Source organism: Halomonas sp. CH40 (assembly GCA_041875495.1).
Classification (GTDB): domain Bacteria; phylum Pseudomonadota; class Gammaproteobacteria; order Pseudomonadales; family Halomonadaceae; genus Vreelandella.
This window is the reverse complement of the sequence record CP112982.1, coordinates 2,950,784-2,977,398: the sequence shown is the minus strand read 5'-3', so window position 1 is coordinate 2,977,398 and position 26,615 is coordinate 2,950,784. Positions and strand designations below refer to the sequence as shown.

The following is a 26,615-nucleotide window of genomic DNA, read 5'->3' as shown; positions in this document are numbered from 1 at the left end:
AGTAATCAACGACAAATGTTCTGTCCAATTTTCATCTTGTTTCACACCATTGTCATGCGTTTGCCTTAACGTTTTCGTCTCAACAAGTCGGGAGGGCACTATGCAACGACTAACGTTGTTTGATCTGGATGACACCTTGCTGGACGGTGACTGCAGCGAGCTGTGGAACTGGGAAATGATTGACCTCGGCTGGGTGAGCAATTCCGGAGAGTTTCTGGCAGCGGCCCAAGCGATGCAGGAGGCCTATCATGCAGGCAAACTTAAGCTTGAAACCTACCTGGAAATGACGCTTGCCCCTTTGCGAGGGCGTGAAGTAGATGCGGTCAATGCTTGCGTCACTGGTTTTGTTGGCCGTCATGTCATGCCGACGATTTTTCCGCAAGCGCGGGAAACGATTGAAGCGCACCGTGCGGCAGGGGATTCCCTGGTCATCATTTCGGCTTCTTCTCAACACCTGGTTGGCCCGATCGCTGCGGCATTGGGCGTGCCTCATGTGATTGCCGTGGAGCCTGCGCTAGCACAAGGGCGCTACACCGGCGCGACCACTGGAGTTCTGTCCTATCGGAGTGGCAAGGTCACCCGTTTTCATCAATGGAAGGAACAACAAGGCCTTGGCAAGCTTTACACCACGTTTTATTCGGATTCACGTAATGATGTGCCACTGCTAAACGCCGTCAACAAGCCTGTCGTAGTCAATCCTGACTCTGTATTGGCGGAAATTGCCGCTATGGAAGGCTGGCAGCGCCTGGACTGGCGTGAAAAGACTCACGCTGAGCAGCAGCCAACCGGGTGTCGCCGGACTGGCTGATCAGCGTCTGAACGCTGGTTGTATTTAGGGCTGGCAGCGATGCTGTTGGTCTAATTTAAACTATTGTACATCGGCTTGCCTGAACAGTCGCTGCACACAGGTTCCGCTTGACCCTATGGGTTGTTTACCTCCTTATGTGCCCCTATATTCAGTTCATGTATGCACATATAAGGAGGTTGCCATGTCAGACACTGTTACCTTGGGCTGTGCACACTGCCATGCCATTAATCGCGTCAACGCAGCGCGGTTAGCGGATGGCCCTAAATGCGGCAAATGCAAGGCGCCACTGTTTAACGGTGAGCCGATTAACCTGACCCAGGCCAATTTCAGCGCGGTGGTTGAGCGCAGCGAGTTACCTGTGGTGGTTGATTTCTGGGCCTCTTGGTGCGGCCCGTGCAAAATGATGGCGCCTGTTTTTGCCCAGACAGCCCAGGCGTTAGAGCCGAATATGCGCTTCGCCAAACTTGATACCGAAGCCCAATCCGCCCTGGCGGGGCGCTTTGGCATCCGCAGTATTCCTACCCTGATAGTGTTCAAAAACGGCCGCGAAGTGGCTCGTCAGGCGGGTGCCATGCAGGGCTCGCAGCTGCGTCAGTGGCTGGCACCTCACGTAAGTTAAAGTCCATCCCATCAAATGGTGCTGAAACGACACGGCGTGAATTGAAGCGGGAATACAACAGGCAATACTATTAACAGCCAAGTTTTGTTAAGATTTATCTATATTATTATTGATATAGTCAGGCGCTTGACCAAACATAGAAAATACCAAGACATTAAAAAGACCTTTCGAAACGGGTCTGTTGTTGAATACAGACCTTCCAATTCATTCTGACCTGCCTACGAGGTGGTGCCATGCGCTCTGGTCCCCTGCAGCTTGCGACAGTCATCCTGCTGCTGGTGATATCAGGTGCCTTGCATGCCGGCGCGGCGCCAGAGCCGCTCACCGGCTGGGAATATCGCTGGGGAGACTCACCGCGTGATGCCCAAGGTCAACCAGAGTGGCTTAACGATACCTCTGATGCCTGGCAGCCGATTGACTTTCCCTCCAACCCGGCGGAGCGCAATGGCCAGCAACACGTCTGGTTTCGCACCCTCTTGCCTGAAGGTGAATGGCGTGACCCTGTTCTGTATATCACCAGTATTGATCTGATCGGCCAGCTTTATCTGAATGACGAACTGATCTACCAGTACGGTGAATTTGACGAAAACGGCGAGGGCGATTTTGCGGGTTGGCCCTGGCATATGGTTGAGTTGCCGGAAGGCTATGCCGGGCAGCAACTCTCGGTGCGAGTGTTTTCTTACTATACCGATATTGGCCTGTGGGGCGAGGTTCACCTGACCGACCGTATTGATGTGTTGAAGCAGGTGATCAAACACTCAGCCAAGGACCTGACGGTCGGAGCCTTCAGCCTGTTATTGGCGATTCTGGCCGCTATTTTTGCCCTGATGGGGCCAGATCGACGCGGTTTCGGCGCTGTGGCGCTATTCGCATCGTCATCCGGCCTGATGCTGCTGGCTGAAACGCCCGCTCGCCAGCTGCTGGTAGAGGCCGCACTGGGTTGGGACATCCTGCGGGCAGCCAGCTATTACATGTTGCCGGTGGCGATGGGCTTGCTGCTGAGCGCCTGGCTGGACGGTGCGCCACGCCGATGGGTCTCCTGGCTCTGGAAACTCCACCTGGCTTATCTGGCGGGTGCCATCGGGCTGGTCTACGTCGGTGTTATCAGCCTGTCGCTGACCTTTCCCGTATTTGACCTGCTATTGGCGCTTACCTTGCCGTTAATGCTGCTGCTGGCGCTGATGCGTTTTCGGCGGCTGGGTATTGAGCAGCGCCTGCTGGTCTTGAGTTTCACCTTTTTTGCTCCGCTGCTGTTTGCCGATATGCTGGTTGCTCACAGCTTTGTTGCCTGGCGTTCGGTGCCGTTAAGCTACGGCGCGTTAGGTTTTACGCTGGCCATTGCGGTGGTCTCTCTATGGCATTATCGGCGTACTCAACAGCAGTTGGCGCTGGCCAATCAGACCTTGGAAGATAAGGTTGCCTTGCGTACCGCAGAGCTTGATCACCTGGTGCACAAGCTCGAAGGGTTATCTCTGCAGGATTCTCTCACTGGCCTGAGTAACCGTCGCCATCTGGATAGTCTGCTTGATCACGAAGTGCAGCGAGCTGAGCGCCAGGGTACCCAGCTGGCGGTACTGATGCTGGATCTGGACTACTTCAAACGCATTAACGATACCTTTGGTCACGCGGCGGGGGATGCTGTGCTGGTGGATATAGCCGAGTTTCTGAAAAGTAGCTTCCGCAGTATCGATGCGGTGTGCCGTTTGGGTGGTGAAGAGTTTGTTGTCCTACTGCCGGGTATCGCCGTTAGCGATGCCAGTGAGCGCGCCAGAAGGCTGATTGCGGAGCTGCATGCAAAAAGTTTTCACTTTGAGGGGCAGACGCTGGGCAGCATCACCCTCTCCTGCGGCATTGCTGTTTACCCGGATCACGCGCAAACGTCGGCTCAGCTACTGCAATACGCAGACGCGGCGCTTTATCAGGCCAAACGTGCTGGCCGCGACCGCTACGTGGTCTGGTCTGATTAGCATCTGCAAGACACTCTGTCGTTTGAGCGCTCTTTTGCAGCCGCGAATAAAACGTTAGTCTGCAAAACATCCATCCAGATCCTTCCAGGAGAGACGATGAATCCGACGATAGAACTGCTTAAATCGCACCGCTCCATTCGCAAGTTTACCGATCAGCCGGTTTCCTCCGCCTTGCTCACTACCCTGGTAGAGGCCGGGCAGGCAGCGGCGACCTCCAATCATGTTCAGGCCTATAGCGTGATTCACGTTAAAAACCCAGACAATCGGGCAAAAATTGCCGAACTGGCCGGTGGTCAGGGCTATGTGGCCAGCAGCGGTGCCTTCCTGGTGTTCTGCGCAGATATGAAGCGCCCGACGGATGCGGCTGAAGCGGCAGGCGCGCGCGTGGTACGTGGCATGACTGAACAGCTGTTGGTGGCTACCATCGATGTCTCTCTGATGGCCCAGAACATGGCGATTGCCGCTGAATCCGAAGGCCTGGGTCTCTGCTATATCGGCGGTGTGCGCAACAACCCCCAGGCGATCAGTGAACTGCTGGAACTGCCTGAGCATGTCTATCCGGTGTTTGGCATGTGCCTCGGCTATCCAGCCCATCAGCCGGATATCAAGCCGCGCCTGCCGGTGTCGGCAATTCTCAAGGAAGATACCTACAGCGTGGACCAAGAAGCAGTAGAGGCGTTTGACAACACCATGCAGGACTATTATCAGACGCGCAAAGGCGGCAACAAGGATGCGCGCTGGTCAACCAACCTGGCGCCGCTGTTTGACAGCAAGCTGCGCCCGCATATGCGTGACTTTCTGGTCAAACACGGCTTTGAGATGAAATAAGCGCCTGCTTTATTCGCCATTCCCACTTTCAGCAAGGAGGCTGCCATGCCCCGCTTTCTCCACACCGCCGACTGGCAGATTGGCCGCCAGTACGCGCGATTTGAACAGGACGATGGATTGGCGCTGGCAGAAGCGCGCTTTACCGCCGTTGAAGCGCTTGCCGCGCTGGCAGCCGATGAGCAGGTCGATGCTGTGCTGGTAGCAGGCGATATCTTCGACGCCCAGACTCTGAGCGAGCGCTCCCTGCACCGCACTTTTCAAGCGCTGTCCACCTATTCGGGGCCATGGCTGATGCTGCCGGGCAACCACGATGCGGCGCTAGCCGAAAGCGTCTGGACGCGGGCAGCACGCATTGGTGCCATACCCGCCAATGTGCATCTGTTGGCATCGCCAGAACCTTTTATCCTGGCCGATATCAGCACGGCGATCCTGCCTGCGCCGCTTACCCAGCGCCAGACTTATCAGGATCTGACAGCCTGGTTTGACCGCGCCGAAACGCCTGAACACTTCCTGCGCCTTGGCTTGGCGCATGGCAGCGTGACCGGTCAGTTGGCAGAAAGTATTGATTCCCCCAACCCGATTGCCGCTGAGCGCGCTACCAGTGCCCGGCTGGATTATCTGGCCCTGGGGGACTGGCACGGTTGTAAGCAGATTGACGCCCGCACCTGGTACAGCGGCACCCCGGAGGCTGACCGTTTTCGTAACAACGCAGCAGGGCAGGCGTTACTGGTTAGCTTGGAGGCGCCGGGGATAGCGCCCAAGGTAACGCCGGTGGAGGTGGGCAAGCACGGCTGGTATCAATGGCAGCGGGCGCTGTCGGTCGCCTCTGACGTGGATGAACTGATTACCGAGCTGCAGGCGCTGGCGCCGCGATCCGTGCTTGATCTGACCCTGCAAGGCCAGCTGGATCTGGCCAGCTACCAGCGACTGGAGCAGGCGCTGGGGTTGGCGGCGGGCCGCCAGCGTAGCCTGCAGGTCCATCAGGCCGAGCTGACCCTGGCCCCCACCGCTGAGGATATTGCCGCCCTGCAGGCTGATGGCTATGTGGGCAGCGTGATTGATGATCTACAAAGGCGCCAGCAAAGTGCCGCTGATAGTGAGGTGGCCAATGAAGCGCTGGCCATACTGGCGGGATTGCTGCTTGACCAGACGCCTGTCAGCGCCAGCCAGGAGAGCCCTTCATGCAACTGATCTCTCTGGAAGTCAGCGAATTTCAGCAGTTCCGCACGGGGTTGGTGCTCAACGGGCTAACGCCGGGCATCAACCTGTTTACCGGCCCGAATGAATCCGGCAAAAGCACCCTGGTGCGGGCGATTCGGGCGGCGTTTTTTGAACGCCACAAATCCGGCACCTTGAGCGACCTACAGCCCTGGGGCGATTCGTCGGCGTCACCGCAAGTCAGCCTGGCCTTTGATTGGCAGGGCCAACACTGGAAACTGGACAAGCGCTTTCTGCAACGCAAGCGCTGTGATCTAAAGGTCGGCGACACCCACTACAGCGGTGATGAAGCCGAGGAACACCTGGCCCAACTGCTGGGTTATGCCACACCTGCGCGGGGTGCCAGTAAAGCCGAGCATCGGGGCATCCCCGGCTTACTGTGGGTGGAGCAGGGCGCCGGGCAGCATATTCGCGACCCGGCTAACCATGCGGGTGAGCATTTGCAATCGGCGCTGAGCCAGCACCTGGGCGATGCCCTGGGGGAAGTGGTAAGCAGTGGCGGCGATCAGCTGATCCAACAGGTTGAACAGCAGCGTGCCAAACTGCTGACCCAGACAGGCAAGCCGACTGGCGATCTGCGTGACACCCGGGAAGCCTGCAACACCCTGGCCGATGAGCTTGCCGAGCAGGAAGCACAGGTTGCCCGCTACCGTGATCAAGTCGATCACCTGGGCCAGCTGCAGGCCAAGCAGTGCGAGGTAGAGGCCCAACGCCCCTGGGAAGCCCAGCGCGAGAAGGCAAAGGCCGCTGAAACCCAGCTGGCTGCGGTTGAGAAGCTCCGCGAACAGCAGGCTCAGGCGCAAAAGACCCTGGATGATTTTCAGTATCAACAGCAGCTTAACCATCAGCAGCTGGAAGATTTTGCGGCCCAGGCCACCCAGCTTGAAGAACGCCAGAAAGACAAGCAAAAGGCTGAGCAGCAGCTAGCCCAATGTAAGGAACAAGCTGCCCCCATCGAGCATCAGCGGGAAGCAGCCAGTCAGCGTTATGACGATGCCCGCCAGATACTCACGGCGGCTCGCCACAAGGCCCACCGTCAACGTCTTCAACAGCAGCTGAAAGGCGCTGAAGACAAGGTCAGGCGGCTGGCGGAGACGCTCGCAAAAGCCCGCGAGCTGCAACAGCAGCGTCAGGAATTGAGCGCACAGCATCAGCGCCAGGCGGTGGATATCGATGCGCTTGAGCGACTCAGGCAGCTTGAGCTGCAGCTGGGCCAGCTGAAAGCCAAGCAGGAAATGCTCGCCACTCGCCTGGCCTACCGGCTGGAGCCGGGTCAACAGCTGTTGATTGACCAGGCATCAGTGGCAGGCGAGGGCGAGAAGCTGCTGCTGAGCGCAACGCATGTTGCCATTCCCGGTGTGGGCACCCTGACCATTCAGCCCGGCGGCACTGATGTAGCCGATCTGCTCCGCCAGCAGCAGAGCCTGGAAGCAGATCGCGAGGCCCTGTTACAGCAACTCCAGGTCACCGACCTGGCCAGCGCTGAGCAGCAAGCCAGCGAAGCTCGCGAGCTGGCGCACAAAGTCGAACAAACGGCCCTGCGCCTGGGCGACCTTGCCCCCAATGGGGTGGATACCCTGGCGGGTGAGCACCAGTTGGCCGAGCAGGAACGCAGCGCTCTGGCAGCGTCGTTGGCAGCCTTGCCCGCGCATCAGGACGATGCCGCCTTGCCAACAGAAGAGCTGGCCAGCCGCCAGCTGGAAACCGCCCAGGCCCAGCTTGAAGAAGCGGAGCAAGCGCGTAGCCATCATCAGCAGACGTTGACCCTGGCGCAACAGGCGCTTACCAACGCCGAGCGCGAATGGCAGCGCCTTGAAGCAGCCATTCAAGCGCTGGATCGCCAAGAGCGTGAGCAGAGTGCCCGACGGCGTTTGATCGAACTCAAGGCAGAGGTTGAGCAGCTGCAGGCGGATATGAACACGCGCCAACGGGATATCGACGCAGCCAACCCGGCGATGCTCGCCCAGGACATCAAGCGTTTTAGCGACAGCGCGGATGCCATGGAATTCGAAGCCCGCGAACGGGCCAGTGAGATCGAACGCCTGAAAACCCGTCTGGAAACCCTGGGAGCGCAAGGGCTGGAAGAACAGCGCGACGCGCTTCGCCAGCAGCTTGAAAGCCAGCAGCGGCGCAGGTTACAGCTTGAAAAAAGAGCCAAGGCGCTGGATCTTTTACTGTCATTGCTGAAACGCGAGCGTCAGGCCGTGACCCGCAAACTGCAGGCGCCGCTGCAGAAACACCTTAACCACTACCTGCAGCTGATCTTCCCCGGTGCCACCCTCAGCGTGGACGACAACCTCCTGCCGCAAGCCCTGATCCGCCCGCAATCACCCAACAATCAAGCGGAGGAGCATGGCGAGCTGGAGGCCCTGAGCTTTGGCGCCCGGGAGCAGATGGGGCTAGTCAGCCGCCTGGCCTATGCCGATCTGCTGGCCGAAGCCGGGCGGCCCACCCTGATCATTCTGGATGATGCCTTGGTGCATTGTGATCGTGAACGCCTGGAGCAGATGAAGCGCATCCTGTTTGATGCGGCTGAACGTCATCAGATCCTGTTATTCACCTGCCACCCGCAGCACTGGGACGACCTGGGCGTGGCTCCCCGCGACCTGCCTACCCTGAAGATGGCATCCAGCGGATAGGTAAGTGGCAGATAGACAGTGCCCGGATAGAGAGACGTTCAGCCTGCGGTGAGCGCCTGTTCCAACGTGTTCAGCCTGCCGGGCACCAGGGCATCTTCGACGGCGGTAATGCGCAGCACGTGGCCAAGGGCCGGGTCGGCCGGACGGGCAATCAGCTTGCCTTCTTCCAGCAGCTGTTGATGTATGCGCGCTGCCAGCTCGGCACTTGGCAGGCGAAGACCAACAAAATTGGTGGCGCTTGGCAGCACGTCCGCGCCCAGCCCTGCCAGGTGTGCGGCCAGCTGGTCGCGGCGCTGGCGCACGGCGTTGACGTGATCCAGCACCTCGTCCGGGTGATCCAGCACCACCTCGGCGGCGGCCTGGGTCAGGGTCGATACGGCGTAGTGAATGCGCACCTTCATCATCACCGCTAAGGTGTTCGGCTCGGCAATCGCGTAGCCCACCCGCAAGCCCGCCAGGCCGTGGGCCTTGGAAAGGGTGCGTACCCGCACCACGCCGGGCAGCACGCGGCGGCCAAAGTCTCCATCCGCATCTTCACGGAAATCATGGTAGGCCTCATCCAGCAACAGCCAGCAGTTCTCCGGCAGTGCCTGGCGCAGAGCCAGCACGTCGTCATCGCTGTGAACATGGCCGCTGGGGTTATCCGGGTTGGCGAGATACACCAGCCGCGCGTTTTCGCGTTGAGCGGCCTGAGCCAAGGCTTCAAGGTCGGGCGCCAAAAGCCCCGGCCCTTGCTGATAGGGCACTTCCACCAGGCGGCAACCCTGGCCACGGGCAAAATAGGCAAAGGTGGGGTAGGTGCCTGAGGTGCTGATCACGCTATCGCCGGCTTGAGTTAAGGCGCGCAGAGAAAGCGCCAGCAGGCTATCGGCTCCTGCATCCACCAGCATGGCCTCAAGAGGGATCTGCTTTTGCTCAGCAAGCCGCGAGCGAATGCCCAGTGCCTCGCCGTCGCCATAGCTGTAAACATGCGCCGCCATGGCATCGCCAAAGTGCTCGCGCACGGCGCGATGCGGCATATCCAGCCCTTCGTTGGAACCCAGCTGATGGGGTATCTCGCGGCCCAGGCGACGTTCCAGCACGCGTACACCGGGGAAAGGGTTGGTCGGGCCATCACCTTGAAGGTGGTCAGGAAAAGTCGGCATTCTATCCTCCGCCACAAATTAAGTCAGTTTAGTCATTTAAGTGTCAACATAGCGACACGGCCTCGACATGTCGTTGTGCAATTCTGTTTGTTCATTATTCATTACAGGATCACCTCATGTCATTCGAAGCTGCCTTGACGACACTCTACCGGGATTTTCTGCTGCGCGAACCGGATGCAGATGGCCTTGCCTACTGGAATAGCGTTCTGACCGATGCAAGCCTATCGCTTGAAGATGTGGCTGATCAGATGCTGAATAGCGACGAGTTTCAGGCGGATATACAGCCAGTAATAGCCTTGTATACCCAGATTCTACAGCGCCCGGCAGACGCCGAAGGCCTGCAATACTGGGTATCTGTGCTGCGCCAGGGCACGTCCATTGATGCCATTGGTGATGCCATGAAGGCATCAGAAGAAGCGCAAACCGGTGTTATGACGCTAGATGATGCAGCCTGGCTGACCAATGCCTATTCCAGCCTGCTGGCTCGTGAACCCGATACTGAAGGCTTTGGCTACTGGCTGGAGCAGCTGGAAAACGGCGTTTCTCGTGACGCAGTCAGCCAGTCAATTAACGCCAGTGAAGAGGCGAGCGAATTGGCACCCACTCAGGTGGTGGGCACCTTGCTGAGCAGCGATACCCCCGAGCAGGCGTTGGAAAACTACCTGACAGAATTGCTTGAAACCGATGCTGAACCGGAAGAGCCATCAGAACCATCAGAGCCATCGGAGCCATCGGAGCCATCGGAGCCATCGGAGCCCGAAGAGCCGGCGCCTGAAACTCCATTGGGGCTAGGCGAGCGTTATCACCAGGGCACCTCGGATGCATCAACGGCGGTTGCTGTGGGCGAGCGGCTGATGCTGGTCGCCGATGATGAAGATCAGACGCTGCGTCTTTATGACCGTGACGCCGATGGCGAGCCGCAGGCCAGCGTCAACCTTAACGATGCACTAGGTCTGAATGATACTCAGGAAGCGGATCTGGAAGCGGTAGCGACCCTGGATGGCGTTCAGTATTGGCTGGGCTCCCATGAAAGCGCCCAACGCTCCATGCTGTTTGCGACCCGCATTACGGGAGACGATGCCGACAGCCTGAATATCGAAGTGGAAGGCCAGTTCACTGCTCTGGCTGAGCAGCTGCAGGCCTGGGATGCCAATAATGATCACGGCCTTGGCGCCAACGCCAAAGGCCTGGCAACGGGAATCAATGTCGAAGGCGCCGCCTTTGTCGGCGACACCCTGATGTTGGGGCTGCGAGCACCACTGGATAACGGCCTGGCCCAGGTGATTCCGATCAATAACGCCCCGGCACTGGTCGCTGGCGACGCCACCGATGCCGAGTTTGGCACGCCGCTGCGTCTGGATCTGGAAGGCCGGGTGATTCGTGCCATCGAGCCTGCGGGCGATGGCAGCTACCTGGTGCTGGCAGGCCCTGAAAACGACGACGACGAGCAAGGCTTTGCCCTGTATCAGTGGGATGGTGCTCATGTCGTCAGGCAAGTGGAAGGGCCGGATCTCAATACCGCCCCGGATGCCTTGACGGCCAAACCGGAAACCCTGTTTGATGTGCAGGCCACGGAAAGCGGCTTTAGCGCTGGCGTACTGTACGACAGCGGCACCGTGGACTGGCTGGGTGATGGCCAGGAATCCAAGGATCTGCCTGCCGAGCAGCAGCGTTTTATCGGTGTGGATATCGAATTTGATGCCTTGCCTGGTTTCAGCCCACGCCCGGGCGATATCGCCATTACGGCGGTGCAGACGGACAACCCGGATGAGTTCCAGTTTGTCACACTGAAGGGCATTGCCGCAGGCGCAGAGATTACCTTTACCGATTCCGGTTGGGCTGGCGACAGCTTCCGTGCCAACGAAGGGGCGGTGACCTGGACGGCCCCGGCCGGTGGCGTAGCGCCAGGTACGCTCATCTCTTTCACCGAGCAGGCAGAGCAGTTCCGCGAGTCCAACGGTGAAGCGGTGGGTAATAACGGCTTCAATCTGTCTGGCAGCGGTGATCAGGTGATTGCCTTTACCGGCATGCCGGAAGCGCCCACCTTCCTGTTTGCCGTGCAGACCAACAGCAACGAATGGCAGGAAAGCGCTTCCAGCGCCAACGACTCCGGTTTGCCCCCCGGTCTAGAAGAAGGCGTTACTGCTGTTGCCGTAGGCGAAAGCGTGGATGCAGAATACGATAATGCTGCCTATGTCGGCACAGGCAATGGAACAGCCGCCGAGCTGCTGAGTGCCATTGCTAACCCGGCCAACTGGGCAGGCGACAACACGGCGCTGCCTTCAGTGGCCACGCAGGATTTCCAGATCGGCACCATGGAAGAGATCTATGTGCCCGGGAATCGTGATATCGGTCTGGTCATCAGTGAGATCTGGTCAGGCCAGAGCGGCCCGGATGTGACCGAAGACTGGTTCGAGATCACCAACCGCTCATTGGAAACCCTCGATTTCACCACCACCCCGCTGTACTACGATGATGATAGCGCCGACCCTGAAGATGCCGTGCAGATTCAAGGCCTGGATGGGTTGGCACCGGGTGAAACTGCCGTCGTCATGGTGGATGGCAATGCCGATTCGGTGGCGGAATTCCGTGCGGCCTGGAGCAACCTGGACAACATCGACTCCCTCAAGATCGGTTATGCCGAAGATGCCTCTGGCCTGGGCGGCGGTGGCGACGCGGCAACCCTCTGGTTGGGTGATCCACGCACCAACGGCGATCAGGTAGCTTCTGCGGCCTACCCGGATACCGACGGCTTTGATGCCGCTGCCTGGGATGTTGACGCTGGGCGTTTCATCTCAGCAGACGATAGCAATGCCGAAAGCTCCAGCGCATTGGGCGGTGATAGCGGCGATGTGCCTGCCGTTGCCACGCCGGGCAGTGCGGAAGGCAGGATCCAGATTACTGAGATCTGGCCGGGCCAGAGCGGCCCGGACGTGACCGAAGACTGGTTCGAGATTACCAACCGCTCCACGGAGACGGTAGATGTCAGCAGCACATCGCTTTATTACGACGATGACAGTTCAGATCCGGAAAATGCGGTGCAGATTCAGGGGCTGAGTGAGCTGGCACCAGGGGAATCCGCCATTGTCATGGTCGATGGCAATGCCGATGCGGTGGCTGAGTTCCGCGCCGCATGGAGCGACCTTGAAGGGATTGATTCCCTTCAGGTGGGCTTTGCTGAAGACGCCTCCGGCCTAGGGGGTGGCAGTGATGCAGCCACCCTGTGGCAAGGCAACCCATTGGACGGCGGGATTCGTCTGGATACAGCGGCTTACCCGGATACCGACGGCTTTGATGCCGCTGCCTGGGATGTCGATGCTGGGCGTTTTATCTCAGCAGACGATAGCAATGCCGAAAGCTCCAGCGCACTGGGCGGTGATAGCGGCGATGTGCCTGCCGTCGCCACGCCGGGTAGCACCCCTGAACTGGCTGAACAGATCACCCTGATCTCTGCCATTCAGGGCGCTAGCGACGTCAGCCCGCTGGTGGGTGAAAGCGTCACCGTAGAAGCGGTGGTGACCATGGTTGCTCCAGGCATGGACGGGTTCTTCCTGCAGGAAGAAGATGCTGATAACGATGGTGATGCTGACACGTCCGAAGGTATTTTTGTCTATACCGGCAGTGAAAGTGCCGACTGGCTGAGCGCCAACCTGGAAGCCGGTCAGCAGATCCGTATCAGCGGGGAAGTGGCGGAGTTCTTCAATAAAACTCAGCTCAGCGCTGACCGTGACTCCCTGGAAGTGCTGGAAAGCGGGCTGGCTTTGCCTTCCAGCCAGCGCATCGAAATGCCGTTTACCGATAAAGATGGCCTGGAAGCCTTTGAAGGCATGCGTGTGGCCATAGAAGCCTTGGACGGGGAGCCGCTGACCGTAACCGAACTCTATCAACTGGGCCGCTTTGGTGAAGTTACCCTGTCTTCCGGTGGGCGACTGGAACAGTTCACCGAGGTCAATAGCCCGGATGCAGAAGGCTATACTGCCTGGCTGGACGATGCCGAATCGCGCACCATCAAGATCGATGATGCCAACAGTACTCAGAACCCGGACCCGGTCATTTACGGGCGCAACGGTGAAGAGCTTTCTGCCGACAATCCGCTGCGCGGCGGCGATGAGCTGGACGAGTTGGAAGGGGTACTGGATTTCTCGTTTGGTGAATGGAAGGTTCAGAACGTGGAGGGGCTGGATTTCAGCGGCCCAGAGCGCCCTGCCACACCCGACGCTGAGGCCCTGGGTAACCCGGATATTAACGTGGCCTCTTTCAATGTCCTCAATTACTTCACCACGCTGGATGAAGAGGGCAACAAGACAGTCACCATGGCGGGCACGGAGCACAGCCCCCGCGGTGCCGACAATGCTGAGGAATTTGCCCGTCAGGAAGCCAAACTGGTTGAAGCGATTAACGCCAGCGGCGCGGACGTCGTCGGTTTGATGGAGATCGAAAACAACGGTTATGGCGATAACAGTGCCATTGCCGCTCTGGTGGATGCTTTAAATGCCGAGGCGGGCGAAGGCGTCAACTGGGCGTATAGCGTACCTCAGGACGCCGAAGGTAATGTCGTCAGCCCTGGCGACGATGCCATTGCCGTTGGCATGATCTACAACAGTGAAGCGGTGACGCCGGTGGGGGCTGCTGCCACCAAGACCGATGGCGCCTTTGAATCGGCCAACCGTGCCCCGCTGTTGCAGACCTTTGAAGACAATGCCACTGGTGAAGTGTTCTCGGCGGTGGTCAACCACTTCAAATCCAAAGGCAGTGTGGTCAATGATGAGAATGCCATTGGTGACGGCCAGGGCAACAACAACCCGACCCGTGTGGAAGCGGCCGAGGAACTGCGCGACTGGCTGGCCAGCGACCCGACGGGTAGCGGTGACAGCGACGTGCTGATTATTGGCGACCTGAATGCCTATGCCATGGAAGACCCCATCACCACCCTGGAAGACGCCGGTTACAGCCGCGTTAATGATGACTACAGCTATGTCTTTGATGGCTTCTGGGGGTCGCTGGATCACGCCCTGGCCAGTGATTCGCTGCAGGATCAGGTTACCGGCACCACCACCTGGCATATCAATGCGGACGAAGCCTCGGCACTGGATTACAACACCGACTTCACCAATGATCGTCAGGATGAAAATCTCTATGCAGCCGATGCTTTCCGCAGCTCAGATCATGACCCGGTGCTGGTTGGGTTGGATCTATCCTCAGATCCTGAGGAGAACTTCCAGTTACAGCTGCTGCACGCTGCAGATATGGAAGGCGGTGGCAGTGACCTGCTCAATGCTCCCAACTTCGTGGCCATCGTGGATTATCTGGAAGACCAGTATGCCAATACGCTGACGGTGAGCTCGGGAGACCTTGTATTACCGGGACCCTACCTGACCGCGGCGGCTGACGGCAGCCTGCAGCCAGCCCTCCAGGCCGCAGCTGAAGCAATTTACGGCCTGGATGCAGGTTCATTGTCGGGCATAGGCGCTGAGTCAGGGCGCGTGGAAACCTTGTTGGCCGACCTGATGGGAGTGTCAGCTGTAACGCTGGGCAACCACGAGTTTGACCTGGGCGCGGGTCTGATTGCGGATATGATCGCGCCCTCGGTCAACGAGGGTGGCACATTAAGTGATATCGACTGGGTAGGTTCACAGTTCCCGTACCTATCGGCCAATCTGGATTTTTCAGAAGATGGCAATCTGTCAGGCCTGGCAACCGAAGAGATTCTCGACCGTGAGGCGTTTCGTGCTGGCCCTCAGGCTGTGGCAGACGGGGCCCGTCCGCCGAAGCTGGCACCGGCGATGATCCAGGAAGTGGGTGGTGAGAAAGTGGGCGTAATCGGCCTGACCACGCAAATTCTGGAAAGTATTTCTTCGCCCGGGGATACCCAAGTGCTGGGCGGTGGCAGCAACGACATGCAGGCACTGGCTGATATCGTTCAACCGATCATTGATGATTTGACCGAGCAGGGTGTCAACAAGATTGTGCTGGCCTCGCATCTGCAACAGATCCAGTTCGAGGAAGAGCTGGCCACGCTGCTGGAAGGCGTCGATATCATCATGGCGGGTGGCTCCAACAGCCTGCTGGCTGATAGCGAAGACGTGGATCGCGGTCTGTTCCCTGGCGCTCCTGAGCCCTATGGCACCTATCCGGTGCTGACCCAGGACGCGGCTGGTAACGATGTTGCCATTATCAACACCGATGGCGGCTGGCGCTATGTGGGCCAGCTGGTGGTGGAATTTGATGCCGACGGCAACCTGCTGACGGAATCACTGGATCCGGCCACATCCGGCGTCTATGCCGCTACGGATGATCAGGTCTCCGCCTTGTGGGGTGATACTGACAGCGCCTTTGCCGAGGGCAGCGATGGCGCCATAGCGCGTGATCTGGTCAACGCCGTATCCGACTTTGTTGCCGACCAGGATGGCAATATCCTCGGCCTGACCGATACGTACCTGGTGGGGGAACGTGGTGCGGTGCGCACTGAAGAGACCAATCTGGGGAATCTCACCGCGGATGCTAACCTGTGGTATGCACAACAGGTAGACGCAGAGGTGATGGTATCGCTGAAAAACGGTGGCGGCATTCGTGAACCGATCGGCCAGGTGGTGGTGCAGGGCGAAGATAGCGAACCGAGCTTTCAAGCGCCTGCAGCAGACCCTACTATCGGCAAGCCTGCGGGTGGCGTGTCGCAGCTGGATGCGGCACAAACGCTGCGTTTCAACAATGACCTGGCAATCCTGACCATTACCCGCGAGACGTTGGTGGAGGTATTGGAACATGCGGTAGCGGCCTCTGGGCCAGGGGTAACCGCAGGGCAGTTTGCCCAGGTGGGCGGCATTCAGTACAGCTTTGACTGGGATAAGCCTGCGGGCAATCGCATCCAGAGCGCCGCTATCATGGATGATGAAGGAGAAGTGGCGGACGTGCTGGTAGCAGAAGGTGCGCTAGTGGGCAGCGCCACTGACACGCTTAAAATCGTTACCTTGGGCTTTCTAGCCAATGGCGGCGATGGCTATCCGTTTGATGACACCACAGTGCTTGATCGAGTGGATTTGGTCGACAGTGACCTCGACGATGGTCTGTTTACCTTTGCCGACACGGGCACTGAGCAGGATGCCTTCGCCGAGTACATGGGGGAGTTCTTCAGTGAGACGCCCTTTAGCGAAGCGGAAACACCGGCCAGCGAGGACACCCGTATCCAGAACCTGGATATACGTGAGGATGCCGTGCTGACTGGCGTGGATACAACTCCGTTTAGCATGGACGCCGCATGATCTGATCATCACGAATGTTTGATGCTGCAAAAAAGCGGACCTCCGGGTCCGCTTTTCTGTTTGTTCGGCTAAAGATTATGGTCGGATCTAAGCCGCTAATTTCCACTTTTTCTTCAACCGCATTCTCTTGTGCCACAGCGCAATAGCACCGCCTCGGCGGGGCTTTGTGGTCTCAGGTATGAGCAGAGACGCGTAGCCTGACATAGTCGGCGGTCCAGTTACCGTGGCTATCGCGCAGGCTATGGGCCAGCAGATTGATGGTGTTATCGATGATCAAGTGTTTAAGATCTTCTTCAAGCCCGTGCATAAAAGGGCTGGCAAAGGTTTCAAGCCAGCCACCAATGCCGGTGGGCAGCGGGGTAGGACGCGGAATCAGCTCGATGGAATCGACATGAAAGCCCGCTGTTTCAAGCAGGTTTTCATACTCATTTGTGGTCGGGAAGTACCAGGGGTGACGGTCATCCGCACCAATGCCACGAAACTGCAGCGAGGCAATCAGGGCGGTACAGATTGCCGCCACATTGCCATGGCCACCGAACTCCGCCACAAAACGCCCGCCCGGTTTCAATGAGCGTTTTACACCCGCCAGTACCGCCTGGGGGTCGAGCATCCAATGAATGGCGGCATTACTGAAGACCGCATCAAACGCCTGATCAAAGGGCAGTTGATGAGCGTCAACAACCTGCGCCGTTAGCCCACGGCGCTGGGTGGCAGCCACCATATCTGCTGAGGCATCTACGCCCAGAACGCTGGCGCCCGCTTGTGCAATGCGTTCCGTCAGCGCACCATCGCCACAGCCAAGGTCTAGAATACGCTGGCCAGGTTGAGGGGCCAGTAGCTGCATGACTTTCCCGCCCAGTTCAGAAACAAAACTGGCATTTTCGGCGTATTGATTGGCATTCCATTCCTGTCCGGGTGAGTTCCTGGGGGCATCAGACATAGCGGCTTCCTGGCATCGTTAATAAAAAGAGGGTGTAAAGTATAGCGTATAAACCATACTGAACTGGACAGATTAAAACAGGTTCATCTTTGTCTGCTTGTTTCGCCTGAGGAGGGCAGGCATTATCGCCACTCGCTGTTTAACCATAAGCTGAACGGTCTTTTCAAAACAGTCTTTTCAAAACAGAGGAATGTTATGGGTAAGTTGTTTTCACTGCTGGTATTGCTGGGGCTGGGGTATTTCGGCCTAACTACCTATTACGGAATGGCGGTTGAAAAGGTGCTTGATGAGCAGCTGGATGAACGCGGCATGACGGCAGTTGAGGTGGATAATCTTGACTACGACTGGCTAGCGCCGATCAGCCAGTCTGCCGAGGTATCCGCCAATGTTCGCTATCGGGGCGCCTCTGCTAACCTTGAGTTGGCCGTGGAAGGTCACCCGCTGTTTGGTGATGAACTCAAGGTCTCATTCGGTAGCCTGAAAGGCTTGAGCCTGGGCATTGATTTCGGCGAATGATGCAGGTTGGGCGGCTGCTACTGGCTGCCCAGCTCCTGCTTTAGCCAGTTGGCCAGCCGGGTGCCGTGCGGCTGATGACCACCCTGCCATGCTGGGGGCAGCCACAGGCATAGCCGGGCGGTTGTCTCTATGCTTCCCCAGGGGGCAACCAGGCGGCCACTGCGCAAGTCATCCTCAACCAGCAGGGTAGGCGCAATCGCTACTCCCATACCCGCCGCTGCCGCTTCAATCAGATAAAACAGATGGTCAAAGCCCTGGCCTTTTTGCAGGGCTTCTTCCAGCGCTGGCTGTTCAAGCCCCTGGGCACTGGCCCATTGCGGCCATGCCTGGGGGCGTGAGGCGGTATACAGCAAGGTATTGGCCAGCAGGGTAGCTGGGTGATGCGGGTCGCAGTGCCTGGCCAGCGCCGGGCTTACCACCGCGCAGATCTGCTCGGGCATCAGCTTGATCACCGCTGCCTCCGCTGGCCAAGGCGGCTCGGAAAAGGCCAGGTGGGCGCTGGTGGCGCTGTGGGTGTCAGGCTGTTCAGTGTCACTCACCACCACCTGTAAATTGAGCGCCGGCAGCGCCGCATGCAAGCGGTCAAGCCGGGGGATCAGCCAGCGCGCCAGCAGGCTGCCGGGGCAGGCTAGGGTGAAGGGCGCCTGACGCAGCTCATCCTTGAGCGCTGCACAACTATCCCTCAGTCGCGCAAACGCCTCGCCCACGCCGCTTTGCAAGCGTTGCCCGTGGGGCGTCAAGACCAGGCCACGGCCTTCCTTGGTCAACAGCGCCACACCAAAATGTTCATCGAGGCTTTTCAGCTGGCGGCTGACGGCGCCGTGGGTCACGCTCAGCTCGTTGGCAGCGGCGGTCACGCTGCCCAGCCGGGCGGTCGCTTCAAAAGCGCGCAGGGCGCCGAGCGGGGGGAGGGTGTGGTTCATCAATGTGTGACTCCAGCTCACAAGTTGGTGATATCTTATCGATTTTTATCCGCGCCTGCCTGGGCTAATGTCATCACATACTCAACACATAGCCCGCTGACCCAGCAGGCTGATGTCTGACACCGAGGTTGTGATGAATAAGCCTATCGATCTATCCCATTTAGCAGCTCCAAAGGCGACCAGCCTGCCCGATATCAACGGTATGTTTGGCAGTTTTGGTGGCCGCTTTGTGGCTGAAACCCTGATGCCGCTGATTCTGGAGCTGCAGGAGGAATACACCGCGGCCAAGAGCGACCCTGAGTTCCAGCGTCAGCTGGCCTACTTCCAGGGAGACTACATCGGCCGACCCAACCCGCTGTATTTTGCCGAACGGCTGACCGAGCACCTGGGCGGCGCCAGCGTGTATTTCAAGCGTGAAGAGCTTAATCATACCGGCGCCCACAAGATCAACAACTGCATTGGCCAGGTGCTGCTGGCCAAACAGATGGGTAAAAAGCGCATTATCGCCGAGACCGGCGCGGGCATGCACGGCGTGGCCACTGCCACGGTAGCGGCGCGCTTCGGCCTGCCCTGCGTGATCTATATGGGCGAAACGGATATCGAGCGCCAGCAGACCAATGTGTTCCGCATGAAGCTGTTAGGGGCGGAGATTATTCCAGTCACCTCCGGCACCGGCACCCTCAAGGATGCCATGAACGAAGCCCTGCGCGACTGGGTCACCAATGTGGATGACACCTTCTACATTATCGGCACTGTGGCGGGCCCGCACCCTTACCCGGCCATGGTGCGTGATTTCCAGGCAGTGATTGGCCACGAAACCCGCACCCAGATGCTGGAAAAACATGGCCGCCTGCCGGATTCACTGATTGCCTGCGTGGGTGGTGGCTCCAACGCCCTGGGGCTTTTCTACCCCTTTATTGACGATGCCGATGTACAGATGATTGGCGTTGAAGCCGGTGGCAAAGGGGTGAAAAGCGGCCTGCATGCGGCCAGCCTGAACGGCGGCACCCCCGGCGTACTGCACGGCAACCGCACCTATCTGCTGCAGAACGAGGACGGCCAGATTACCGACGCCCACTCGATTTCTGCCGGGCTGGATTATCCCGGCATCGGCCCGGAACACGCCTGGTTGCACGAGCAGAAACGGGTCGACTATGTCTCGGCCACCGATGATGAAGCGCTGGAAGCCTTCCAGCTCTGCTGCCGTCAGGAAGGCATCATTCCTGCCCTGGAAACCGCTCACGCCCTGGCCGAGGTGGCTAAGCGGGCACCGACGCTTCCCCGTGAACACCTGATGGTCATCAACCTCAGCGGGCGCGGCGACAAGGACATGATGAGCGTTGCCCAGCACCTGGGCGAAAAATTTGGTGTGAAACCCACTTCCCCATGAATCAGGAGTCTGCCATGCCAACCATATCACGCCTTGAGCAATGCTTTGCCGCCCTCAAGCAGCAGGATCGCCCGGCGCTGGTCAGCTACCTGACCGCCGGCGACCCGGATCCGGAGACGTCTCATCGCCTGATTCACGGCCTGCCGGCGGCCGGGGTGGATATCATCGAACTGGGCATGCCATTCAGCGACCCCATGGCCGATGGTCCCGCCATCCAGAAAGCCGCCCTGCGAGCCCTGAACAACGGCCAGACCCAAGCCAAGACCCTGGAGATGGTGCGCCGCTTCCGGGAAGCCAACACCACCACGCCGATTGTGCTGATGGGATACTACAACCCGATTTTCTGCTACGGCGTGGAGCGCTTCCTGGCCGATGCGGCCAAGGCGGGTATTGATGGCCTGATCGTGGTCGATCTACCGCCGGAACACGATGAAGAGCTCTGCCAGCCCGCTGCCCGCCACGGCATTGATTTTATCCGCCTGGCCACCCCCACCACCGATGCCAAGCGCCTGCCCAGGGTGCTGGGGAATGCCTCCGGATTTATCTACTATGTCTCGGTGGCGGGGGTCACCGGTGGTAATGCGCCCACGCCTGAGCGGCTGGAAAACGCGGTGGGTGAATTGCGCGCCAGGGCAGATCTCCCGATTGCGGTTGGCTTTGGCATTCGCACCGCCGAACAGGCCGCCATTATTGGCCGCTACAGTGATGGCGTTGTGGTCGGCTCGGCGCTGGTGGATTGTATTGAACACGCCGCCAGCCCGGACGACGCCGTTGACCAAGTGCATGGCCTGGTGCGCGAACTGGCCGCCAGTCTCCACACCTGCCGCATCCTGTGTGAAGTGGTTGATTAAGGGCGAAGTGGTTGTTCAAGGGCAAAGTGATTGATCAAGTGATAGGGTGGCGCGCTAAGCTAGTATTTTTCAGCGAGGAACTGTTGCATGGACAACCCCCACCCCTGGGCAGAAACACTACCGCTGCTTTATGAACACCTCTGGGCGCGTTTGATCCGGGGCGTGCATGACCGTCACGCCCCAGCACGCCATCCTGTACTGGCCACTGTCAGCGCGCAAGGGGTGCCGCAGGCCCGCACCGTGGTACTGCGCGGTGCTGACAAGTCGGCAGCCACGTTGACCCTTTATACCGATCTGCACTCCGCCAAGGTGGAAGAGCTGCGCGCCTCGCCGTTGGCAGCGCTGCACGTCTGGGATGCCTCGGCCCATCTTCAGACGCGGATTGACGCCAGCGTCACCCTGCTGACCGGCGACGACGTCAGCGAAACATGGCAGCAACTGCCTGAGCATTCGCGCCTTGCCTACAGCAGCGACTCAGCGCCGGGAACGCCGATTGCCGATTCGCTGGCCTATAGCAAAACCCCGGATCAGGCAGCCTTTGCCGTGCTGCGCCTGGATATTCAGGCCATAGACGCTCTGCACCTGGGGCCAGATCACCGTCGAGCCCGGTTCACTCGCGCTGATGACTGGGCAGGGCAATGGCTGGTGCCGTAAGATTCTCCAGTAGCGTCTGCACAGCAGCGCCGCCGCCCGACATCACTGACAACCGACAGGATTGATCGCATTGAACCAGCAGCACCTTTTGGCACTCGGCCGCTACCACCCGGTTGTAATTGAAGGGATGGGCGGCTTTGACAGCCGAGACCCGCGACCGGTGGCCGCCAGCATTGCCCAGCGGCTGAGAAGGCACTGGCAGAATAAGCCTACCGACAAGCCCAAGCTGATTGTGATTCAGGGTGACCCGCTGGAAGAGCGGGGTATCTCCGCCATTACGCCGCTAGTCGCTGCAGAGCTGAGCGCGTCACGCGGGCTTGTCTGCCTGGATGAAGTGATAGCGGACTACCACGCGCCCAATGCCGACAGAAACAACGTGATTCTGGAAGTTCGCTATTCCCAGCTCACCGAGGTTCTGAACCACCACCAGCCTGATACTCTGCAGCGCCTCGAGGCCCGGGTGGACCGCGCCATTAGTGAGAAAAACCACCAGCGCAGTGCCATGGGCAAGGCCCCACTTAAAAGCTACTTTCGTGATTTCGCCCTGCTGCAGGAAGTCACCAAAGCTGCCTGTCATCAGCTATGCGGCGGCATTACTGTGGCGCATACCGCCCGCGAGATTCACCCGTTTTCCGTTACCAGCTTCTATACCATCGGCCTTGAGCTTGGGCTTCTAAAGGTCGATGATCTGGTGAGTTATAGCGGTGCCGAGCCGTCTTCCTGATAGGTAATAGGCAAGCAATCCTGCTTTATAAATGATTGTTCATAGTAATGTTTCAGGATCATCTAACCCTCAGAAAAGAAGGCCTTAAGCATCTGACGAGCGGATCATTAAGCCCATGTTTACACTTTCTTGGTGTACAGCGCCTGAGGCTTCTTTTACTCCGTCAGCCTGACTGGCACACTGCTATTGGTTCAATCAGCTTTTAATATTCAGAAAAGGGGAAGGTTATGGGATTTGGTGATCTGATTAACAAGGCCAAAGACGCCTTGGGTGGAAAGGCCTCAGAAGCTGCAGAGTCGTTTGGCGGAACAGACGACCTGATTTCAAAAATCAGCGAAAGCGGCATCAATCTTTCAGCGTTGACAGAAATGGACGCCGAAAGCGTAACTTCGCTGCTTGAGGAGCATGGTTTCGACCTTTCCATGCTGGAAAATTTTGGTTTATCAGTGGAAGACTTGATTGAAAAGGTCAAGGAGTATTTGGGCCAATAGAAGCCCTGCCAGACAATGCATAACCAAAGGCGCCTGCAACGGCGCCTTTGTCTTTTTTAGGTGCCGGGTCTCGGATGAATGGCTGTAGACGTTCCCCAGCTGTCAAAAAAGGATTGTCCCTGCATAACCAAATCCCCCAGTACTGGTCGTCTCTCAACACTATGCTAGGCTAATACCCATTACCCAGCAGGGAGCAGGGAATCGCCATGCCAAGCCACCACCACGATACCGGCTACAAGGAACTCTTCAGCCACCCAGAGTTTGTCCAGCAACTAGCCGCCGTGGATCGGGTGGTGGCGATTCTACAGGCCGACCCGGATAAACAGCGTATTGATAAAATCATCACCCGCTGGCTTAAACGGCACCTGGCCTGGCTAGGCACCGAGGTGAACCTGGCACAGCTTGACAGCCTGATGGAGGATAAAGACATGTTGGCAGAGAATTTAGAGAACCTGGTCAAAAAAGAGCGTTTGGAAGGGCGACAGGAAGGGCGACAGGAAGGGCGACAGGAAGGGCGACAGGAAGGTGAGCAGGTGGGTATACAAAAAGGCCGCCAGGAAGGTGAGCGTTATGGACTTCAAAAAGGCCGTCTGGCAGAAGCACGCGATGTGCTGCGCACCCAGCTTGGCTTAAAGTTTGGCGAGGTGCCCGACTGGGTAGAAACCCAACTGATGCAAGCTGATCACGAACAACTGCAACAGTGGATGCGTGACGTCCTTTTTGCCGATCGTCTGGATGTTATGTTCACGCGTTAGCCGATAGACAGTGATTTAGCGATGCTGACGGATATCGATTTTGCTCATCCAGAGCAAATACGCCGTCTTTCTCACCTGCAGTGGTGCTACAGCCATTCGCCATGCACGCCAAGGCCCAGTATCATGGCTGGTTTATTCACTCACGGAAACCTTGATTTATGTCCTGCCCACCTTGCTCCAACTGCCAGTCTGACTTTGTCTACCAGGATCAAAGCCTGATGATCTGCCCGGAATGCGGCCACGAATGGAACCCTACTGACGTGGAAGAGGACGACAGCGTCAACGTAAAAGACGCCAACGGCACCCCGCTCGCCGAGGGCGACAAGGTCACCCTGATCAAGGACATAAAAGTCAAAGGCACCTCGATGGTGCTCAAGATTGGCACCAAGGCGGTTATCAAGCGGATGAAAGAGGCCAAGGATCACCAGCTCGACTGCAAGGTCGATGGTGCGGGCGACATGATGGTCACCGCCGAGTTTGTCAAAAAGGCCTGAATGGGCAGGGGCCTGTCACCCCGCTCAGCCTGATCACTTCCCCTGTCACTGCTGCATTCAGCTCGCCTGGCTTGGGTGATGTCGGTGTAGGCCAGCTTGCGGGTGAGAGAGAACCGGGTTGATGCGGGCGGGAGCAGCAAAGCATTGTTGCCTCGGCCCCGTCATCCCAAGGGCGCGTATCCTGCAAGCATCAGTTGTCATAACTGAGATGTTCCTCATTTCGTACAGTTATAATTTGAGGCGACACTTGCCCTGTACAGCGTACATATGGAGGGGTTATGAGAATTGTGTCTTTTACACAAGCAAGAAACAGTTTGAAAGCGGTATTAGATTCTGTTGTTGATGACGCGGATACAGTGGTGATTACTCGCCGTGATTCAGAAGATGCTGTTGTAATGTCGCTAGACTACTACAACAGCCTGATGGAAACCGTGCACTTACTGCGCTCACCGGCGAATGCAGAGCATTTGAATCGCTCAATTGAACAATTCAAATCAGGTAAAGTAACTCGTAGAGACTTGATTGATGAGTAGTCGCTTATTGTAATGGGCTGACGAACTCTTGGGCGATTACCTGTACTGTAAAAACAGGAAAAACAAACGCTTAAACGCATAAGAAAGCTTATTAGGCTCTGCCTTCCGCAGTGCCGCTAACAATTGGCTGCATCCTCGAGAACACCCGATTGCCCAACTACACTGACTGAATGAAGCATTGAGACGATGGCTCGCTGGGTAAACCGCTTTGTAGCCATCGAATGTCGGCAGTGGAGTGTTTGTCTGCAAAGGTCGGGCTACTGCCAGAATCTACACACGGAAAACAAGTTCATGCGCATACCTATTTATCGGGTCGCAATGGTCGGCCTGTTGACGTTGTTTACAGCTCAGGCCAGCACGGCGCAGTCGAAGGCATATCCGGATGGCCATGGCGGCAGCGTTACATTTCCCCAGGGTGACATATCCTTCGCAGACGAGGTTGTACATTACGATACCGGTACCGAACAGCCCATCGAGGAAGCCCGCGAGCGCGAGCAGGCGTTGGGAACGCCGGACTATGGCGAAGACGGCAAACGGGGATATCTGTCGCTGGGCTGTAGCGGTGAACTGGTGCTGAAGTTCACCGATAACCGGCTGATCGATATCCCTGGCCCGGATTTGTATGTGTTCGAGGTTGGCCCAGCGATTGAACCCACGGCGCTGGCCATCTCCAACAACAATAAAGATTGGGTACGCATTGGGGGGATCGGGGGCGGTAAGGCAGAGATCGATATCGCGCCCTATGTCGACGGTGATGAGAGTTTTCGCTACGTCAAGCTGGTGGATCTGAGAGAGCAGTGCGGAGGTGAAACCCCGGGTGCGGACATTGACGCAGTTGGTGCTATCGGTTCGTTGCAGCATATTGCACTCGACAGTGCAGTGCTGTTTAACACGGGCAAATACCAACTCAAGCCCCAGGCATCGGAGGCGATCGATAGCGCCATGGCCAACGTCGATTCACAACAGCTGCAGTCGGTCGTGGTGGCAGGCCACACCGATACCGTGGGCAGCGCCGAATCCAACCAAGTGCTGTCGGAAAATCGCGCGCGGTCGGTGGCAGACTACTTGATTGGAAGTGCTAGCATTCCTGAAGGCAAGATTCACATCGAAGCTCATGGGGAGAATGATCCGGTTGCCAGCAACGGGACAGCGGAAGGCCGGGAGAAAAATCGCAGGGTTGAGCTTCGTGTCCGCGCAGTGCCCGACGAGCAGGGAACAGATACCGCGCGCATCGAGATTCTGGGAATCTGGCGCGCTGACAATAATCGCCAGACGACGCTGCGCAGAGAAGAAGGCGGCATCAGCGGCGACTACACCAAAAAGGGCGGCGGGCAGATTCAAGGTGAATTCACCAGTGCCACTGTCTTCGAGGGGGTTTGGATAAAAGACAGCTCAGGCCGAACCTGTGACACGCAAAAAGGTGGCAGTAAGCATTGGGGCAACCTGCGGATCGAGTTTACATCGGCGGATCGCGATGCGTTTGACGCCCAATGGTCATACTGTGGTGATACAGACTGGCGCGGCAGTTGGCAGCACGCGGAGAGGATTCTGTGAACAGGGCTCTTACGCTGACCATTTGAGAACTGATTCGAGTTGATGATTACGCCTGGCTGGTGCCGTATGTCGAGAATGATAGGGAAATTTTTCTCAAGACTGTCATCCCCAGTCGCAAGGCCACCAAGAAATTTCTAGGGGGGTAGCATGGCCAAGACTAAATTAGATCCCGAGGAGCAGCGCTGCTTGAGGTTTACGAATCCGAAGAGTTCAAGTCAGATCTGGACGCTGATCGTCGAGAATATTTGGCGAGAGCATCGGAGGAAGCCTCAAGGATATCTCTGCTAGCAAATCAGGCCAGCGGTCG

20 protein-coding genes are annotated in these 26,615 nt (G+C 58.0%); 17 read left to right on the top strand and 3 right to left on the bottom strand.

Going from position 1 to position 26,615, the window contains the following annotated elements; genetic code table 11:
• The first annotated feature begins 100 nt into the window (after positions 1 to 100).
• The 6 genes from OR573_13670 (at position 101) to OR573_13645 (ending at position 8,079) form a co-directional block, all read left to right on the top strand.
• Positions 101 to 808 (top strand): HAD-IB family hydrolase, encoded by a 708-nt coding sequence (locus tag OR573_13670; protein XGA79533.1) that lies wholly within the window; start codon positions 101 to 103, stop codon positions 806 to 808.
• Between the two features lie 181 nt (positions 809 to 989).
• Positions 990 to 1,427, top strand: a complete 438-nt coding sequence (gene trxC / locus OR573_13665) for a thioredoxin TrxC (GenBank protein ID XGA79532.1) — start codon at positions 990 to 992, stop codon at positions 1,425 to 1,427.
• Positions 1,428 to 1,660: 233 nt separating this feature from the next.
• Complete coding sequence (locus tag OR573_13660; protein XGA79531.1) at positions 1,661 to 3,394, top strand: GGDEF domain-containing protein; 1,734 nt, start codon at positions 1,661 to 1,663, stop codon at positions 3,392 to 3,394.
• A gap of 96 nt (positions 3,395 to 3,490) precedes the next feature.
• Entirely contained in the window at positions 3,491 to 4,222 is a 732-nt protein-coding gene (gene nfsA, locus OR573_13655; GenBank protein ID XGA79530.1) for an oxygen-insensitive NADPH nitroreductase, read from the top strand.
• 45 nt (positions 4,223 to 4,267) lie between these two features.
• The gene (locus OR573_13650; GenBank protein ID XGA79529.1) at positions 4,268 to 5,413 is read left to right on the top strand and encodes a DNA repair exonuclease; all 1,146 of its coding nucleotides are present in this window, start codon (positions 4,268 to 4,270) and stop codon (positions 5,411 to 5,413) included.
• Positions 5,404 to 8,079, top strand: coding sequence for an AAA family ATPase (locus OR573_13645; protein ID XGA79528.1), 2,676 nt, complete (start codon positions 5,404 to 5,406; stop codon positions 8,077 to 8,079). The genes OR573_13650 and OR573_13645 overlap by 10 nt, the downstream gene beginning before the upstream one ends.
• Positions 8,080 to 8,117: 38 nt before the next feature.
• Here the strand turns inward: OR573_13645 and OR573_13640 are convergent, their stop codons facing one another.
• Positions 8,118 to 9,224 (bottom strand): aminotransferase class I/II-fold pyridoxal phosphate-dependent enzyme, encoded by a 1,107-nt coding sequence (locus OR573_13640; GenBank protein ID XGA79527.1) that lies wholly within the window; start codon positions 9,222 to 9,224, stop codon positions 8,118 to 8,120.
• A gap of 116 nt (positions 9,225 to 9,340) precedes the next feature.
• On the opposite strand from OR573_13640, the gene OR573_13635 reads away from it, so the two are divergent.
• A complete protein-coding gene (locus OR573_13635) occupies positions 9,341 to 16,483 on the top strand; it encodes an ExeM/NucH family extracellular endonuclease (GenBank protein XGA79526.1) in 7,143 nt (2,380 codons plus the stop codon).
• A gap of 172 nt (positions 16,484 to 16,655) precedes the next feature.
• On the opposite strand, the gene OR573_13630 is transcribed toward OR573_13635, so the two are convergent.
• A complete protein-coding gene (locus tag OR573_13630; protein ID XGA79525.1) occupies positions 16,656 to 17,423 on the bottom strand; it encodes a class I SAM-dependent methyltransferase in 768 nt (255 codons plus the stop codon).
• Positions 17,424 to 17,618: 195 nt separating this feature from the next.
• Here OR573_13630 and OR573_13625 point away from each other — a divergent pair, with 195 nt between their 5' ends.
• Positions 17,619 to 17,939: a hypothetical protein gene (locus OR573_13625; protein XGA79524.1), complete on the top strand. Its 321-nt coding sequence runs from the start codon at positions 17,619 to 17,621 to the stop codon at positions 17,937 to 17,939.
• A 17-nt stretch (positions 17,940 to 17,956) separates the two neighbouring features.
• Here OR573_13625 and OR573_13620 read toward each other — a convergent pair whose 3' ends face one another.
• Positions 17,957 to 18,862: a LysR family transcriptional regulator gene (locus OR573_13620; GenBank protein XGA79523.1), complete on the bottom strand. Its 906-nt coding sequence runs from the start codon at positions 18,860 to 18,862 to the stop codon at positions 17,957 to 17,959.
• Between the two features lie 133 nt (positions 18,863 to 18,995).
• Between OR573_13620 and trpB the strand changes: the two genes are divergently transcribed.
• The 9 genes from trpB to OR573_13575 all read left to right on the top strand — a co-directional run bounded on the left by trpB (position 18,996) and on the right by OR573_13575 (position 26,308).
• A complete protein-coding gene (gene trpB, locus OR573_13615) occupies positions 18,996 to 20,252 on the top strand; it encodes a tryptophan synthase subunit beta (GenBank protein ID XGA79522.1) in 1,257 nt (418 codons plus the stop codon).
• Between the two features lie 14 nt (positions 20,253 to 20,266).
• On the top strand, positions 20,267 to 21,103 hold the full coding sequence (gene trpA, locus OR573_13610; protein XGA79521.1) for a tryptophan synthase subunit alpha: 837 nt from the start codon (positions 20,267 to 20,269) through the stop codon (positions 21,101 to 21,103).
• A gap of 87 nt (positions 21,104 to 21,190) precedes the next feature.
• Entirely contained in the window at positions 21,191 to 21,757 is a 567-nt protein-coding gene (locus tag OR573_13605) for a pyridoxamine 5'-phosphate oxidase family protein (protein ID XGA79520.1), read from the top strand.
• 70 nt (positions 21,758 to 21,827) lie between these two features.
• On the top strand, positions 21,828 to 22,481 hold the full coding sequence (locus OR573_13600) for a hypothetical protein (protein ID XGA79519.1): 654 nt from the start codon (positions 21,828 to 21,830) through the stop codon (positions 22,479 to 22,481).
• 227 nt (positions 22,482 to 22,708) lie between these two features.
• On the top strand, positions 22,709 to 22,972 hold the full coding sequence (locus OR573_13595) for a hypothetical protein (GenBank protein XGA79518.1): 264 nt from the start codon (positions 22,709 to 22,711) through the stop codon (positions 22,970 to 22,972).
• A 206-nt stretch (positions 22,973 to 23,178) separates the two neighbouring features.
• Entirely contained in the window at positions 23,179 to 23,727 is a 549-nt protein-coding gene (locus OR573_13590; GenBank protein XGA79517.1) for a hypothetical protein, read from the top strand.
• Positions 23,728 to 23,885: 158 nt separating this feature from the next.
• Positions 23,886 to 24,221, top strand: a complete 336-nt coding sequence (locus OR573_13585) for a zinc ribbon domain-containing protein YjdM (protein XGA79516.1) — start codon at positions 23,886 to 23,888, stop codon at positions 24,219 to 24,221.
• A gap of 278 nt (positions 24,222 to 24,499) precedes the next feature.
• On the top strand, positions 24,500 to 24,754 hold the full coding sequence (locus tag OR573_13580; GenBank protein XGA79515.1) for a type II toxin-antitoxin system prevent-host-death family antitoxin: 255 nt from the start codon (positions 24,500 to 24,502) through the stop codon (positions 24,752 to 24,754).
• A gap of 291 nt (positions 24,755 to 25,045) precedes the next feature.
• Positions 25,046 to 26,308: an OmpA family protein gene (locus OR573_13575; protein XGA79514.1), complete on the top strand. Its 1,263-nt coding sequence runs from the start codon at positions 25,046 to 25,048 to the stop codon at positions 26,306 to 26,308.
• The last annotated feature ends 307 nt before the right edge of the window (positions 26,309 to 26,615 follow it).

Excerpts from the sequence above, each read along its gene's own strand:
- OR573_13640 (XGA79527.1), bottom strand. The coding sequence starts at position 9,224 with ATGCCGACTTTTCCTGACCACCTTCAAGGTGATGGCCCGACCAACCCT.
- trpB (XGA79522.1), top strand. The coding sequence starts at position 18,996 with ATGAATAAGCCTATCGATCTATCCCATTTAGCAGCTCCAAAGGCGACC.
- trxC (XGA79532.1), top strand. The coding sequence starts at position 990 with ATGTCAGACACTGTTACCTTGGGCTGTGCACACTGCCATGCCATTAAT.
- OR573_13590 (XGA79517.1), top strand. The coding sequence starts at position 23,179 with ATGCCAAGCCACCACCACGATACCGGCTACAAGGAACTCTTCAGCCAC.
- OR573_13660 (XGA79531.1), top strand. The coding sequence starts at position 1,661 with ATGCGCTCTGGTCCCCTGCAGCTTGCGACAGTCATCCTGCTGCTGGTG.
- OR573_13635 (XGA79526.1), top strand. The coding sequence starts at position 9,341 with ATGTCATTCGAAGCTGCCTTGACGACACTCTACCGGGATTTTCTGCTG.
- OR573_13585 (XGA79516.1), top strand. The coding sequence starts at position 23,886 with ATGTCCTGCCCACCTTGCTCCAACTGCCAGTCTGACTTTGTCTACCAG.
- OR573_13580 (XGA79515.1), top strand. The coding sequence starts at position 24,500 with ATGAGAATTGTGTCTTTTACACAAGCAAGAAACAGTTTGAAAGCGGTA.
- nfsA (XGA79530.1), top strand. The coding sequence starts at position 3,491 with ATGAATCCGACGATAGAACTGCTTAAATCGCACCGCTCCATTCGCAAG.
- OR573_13645 (XGA79528.1), top strand. The coding sequence starts at position 5,404 with ATGCAACTGATCTCTCTGGAAGTCAGCGAATTTCAGCAGTTCCGCACG.
- OR573_13620 (XGA79523.1), bottom strand. The coding sequence starts at position 18,862 with ATGAACCACACCCTCCCCCCGCTCGGCGCCCTGCGCGCTTTTGAAGCG.
- OR573_13650 (XGA79529.1), top strand. The coding sequence starts at position 4,268 with ATGCCCCGCTTTCTCCACACCGCCGACTGGCAGATTGGCCGCCAGTAC.
- OR573_13630 (XGA79525.1), bottom strand. The coding sequence starts at position 17,423 with ATGTCTGATGCCCCCAGGAACTCACCCGGACAGGAATGGAATGCCAAT.
- trpA (XGA79521.1), top strand. The coding sequence starts at position 20,267 with ATGCCAACCATATCACGCCTTGAGCAATGCTTTGCCGCCCTCAAGCAG.
- OR573_13625 (XGA79524.1), top strand. The coding sequence starts at position 17,619 with ATGGGTAAGTTGTTTTCACTGCTGGTATTGCTGGGGCTGGGGTATTTC.
- OR573_13575 (XGA79514.1), top strand. The coding sequence starts at position 25,046 with ATGCGCATACCTATTTATCGGGTCGCAATGGTCGGCCTGTTGACGTTG.
- OR573_13605 (XGA79520.1), top strand. The coding sequence starts at position 21,191 with ATGGACAACCCCCACCCCTGGGCAGAAACACTACCGCTGCTTTATGAA.
- OR573_13595 (XGA79518.1), top strand. The coding sequence starts at position 22,709 with ATGGGATTTGGTGATCTGATTAACAAGGCCAAAGACGCCTTGGGTGGA.
- OR573_13670 (XGA79533.1), top strand. The coding sequence starts at position 101 with ATGCAACGACTAACGTTGTTTGATCTGGATGACACCTTGCTGGACGGT.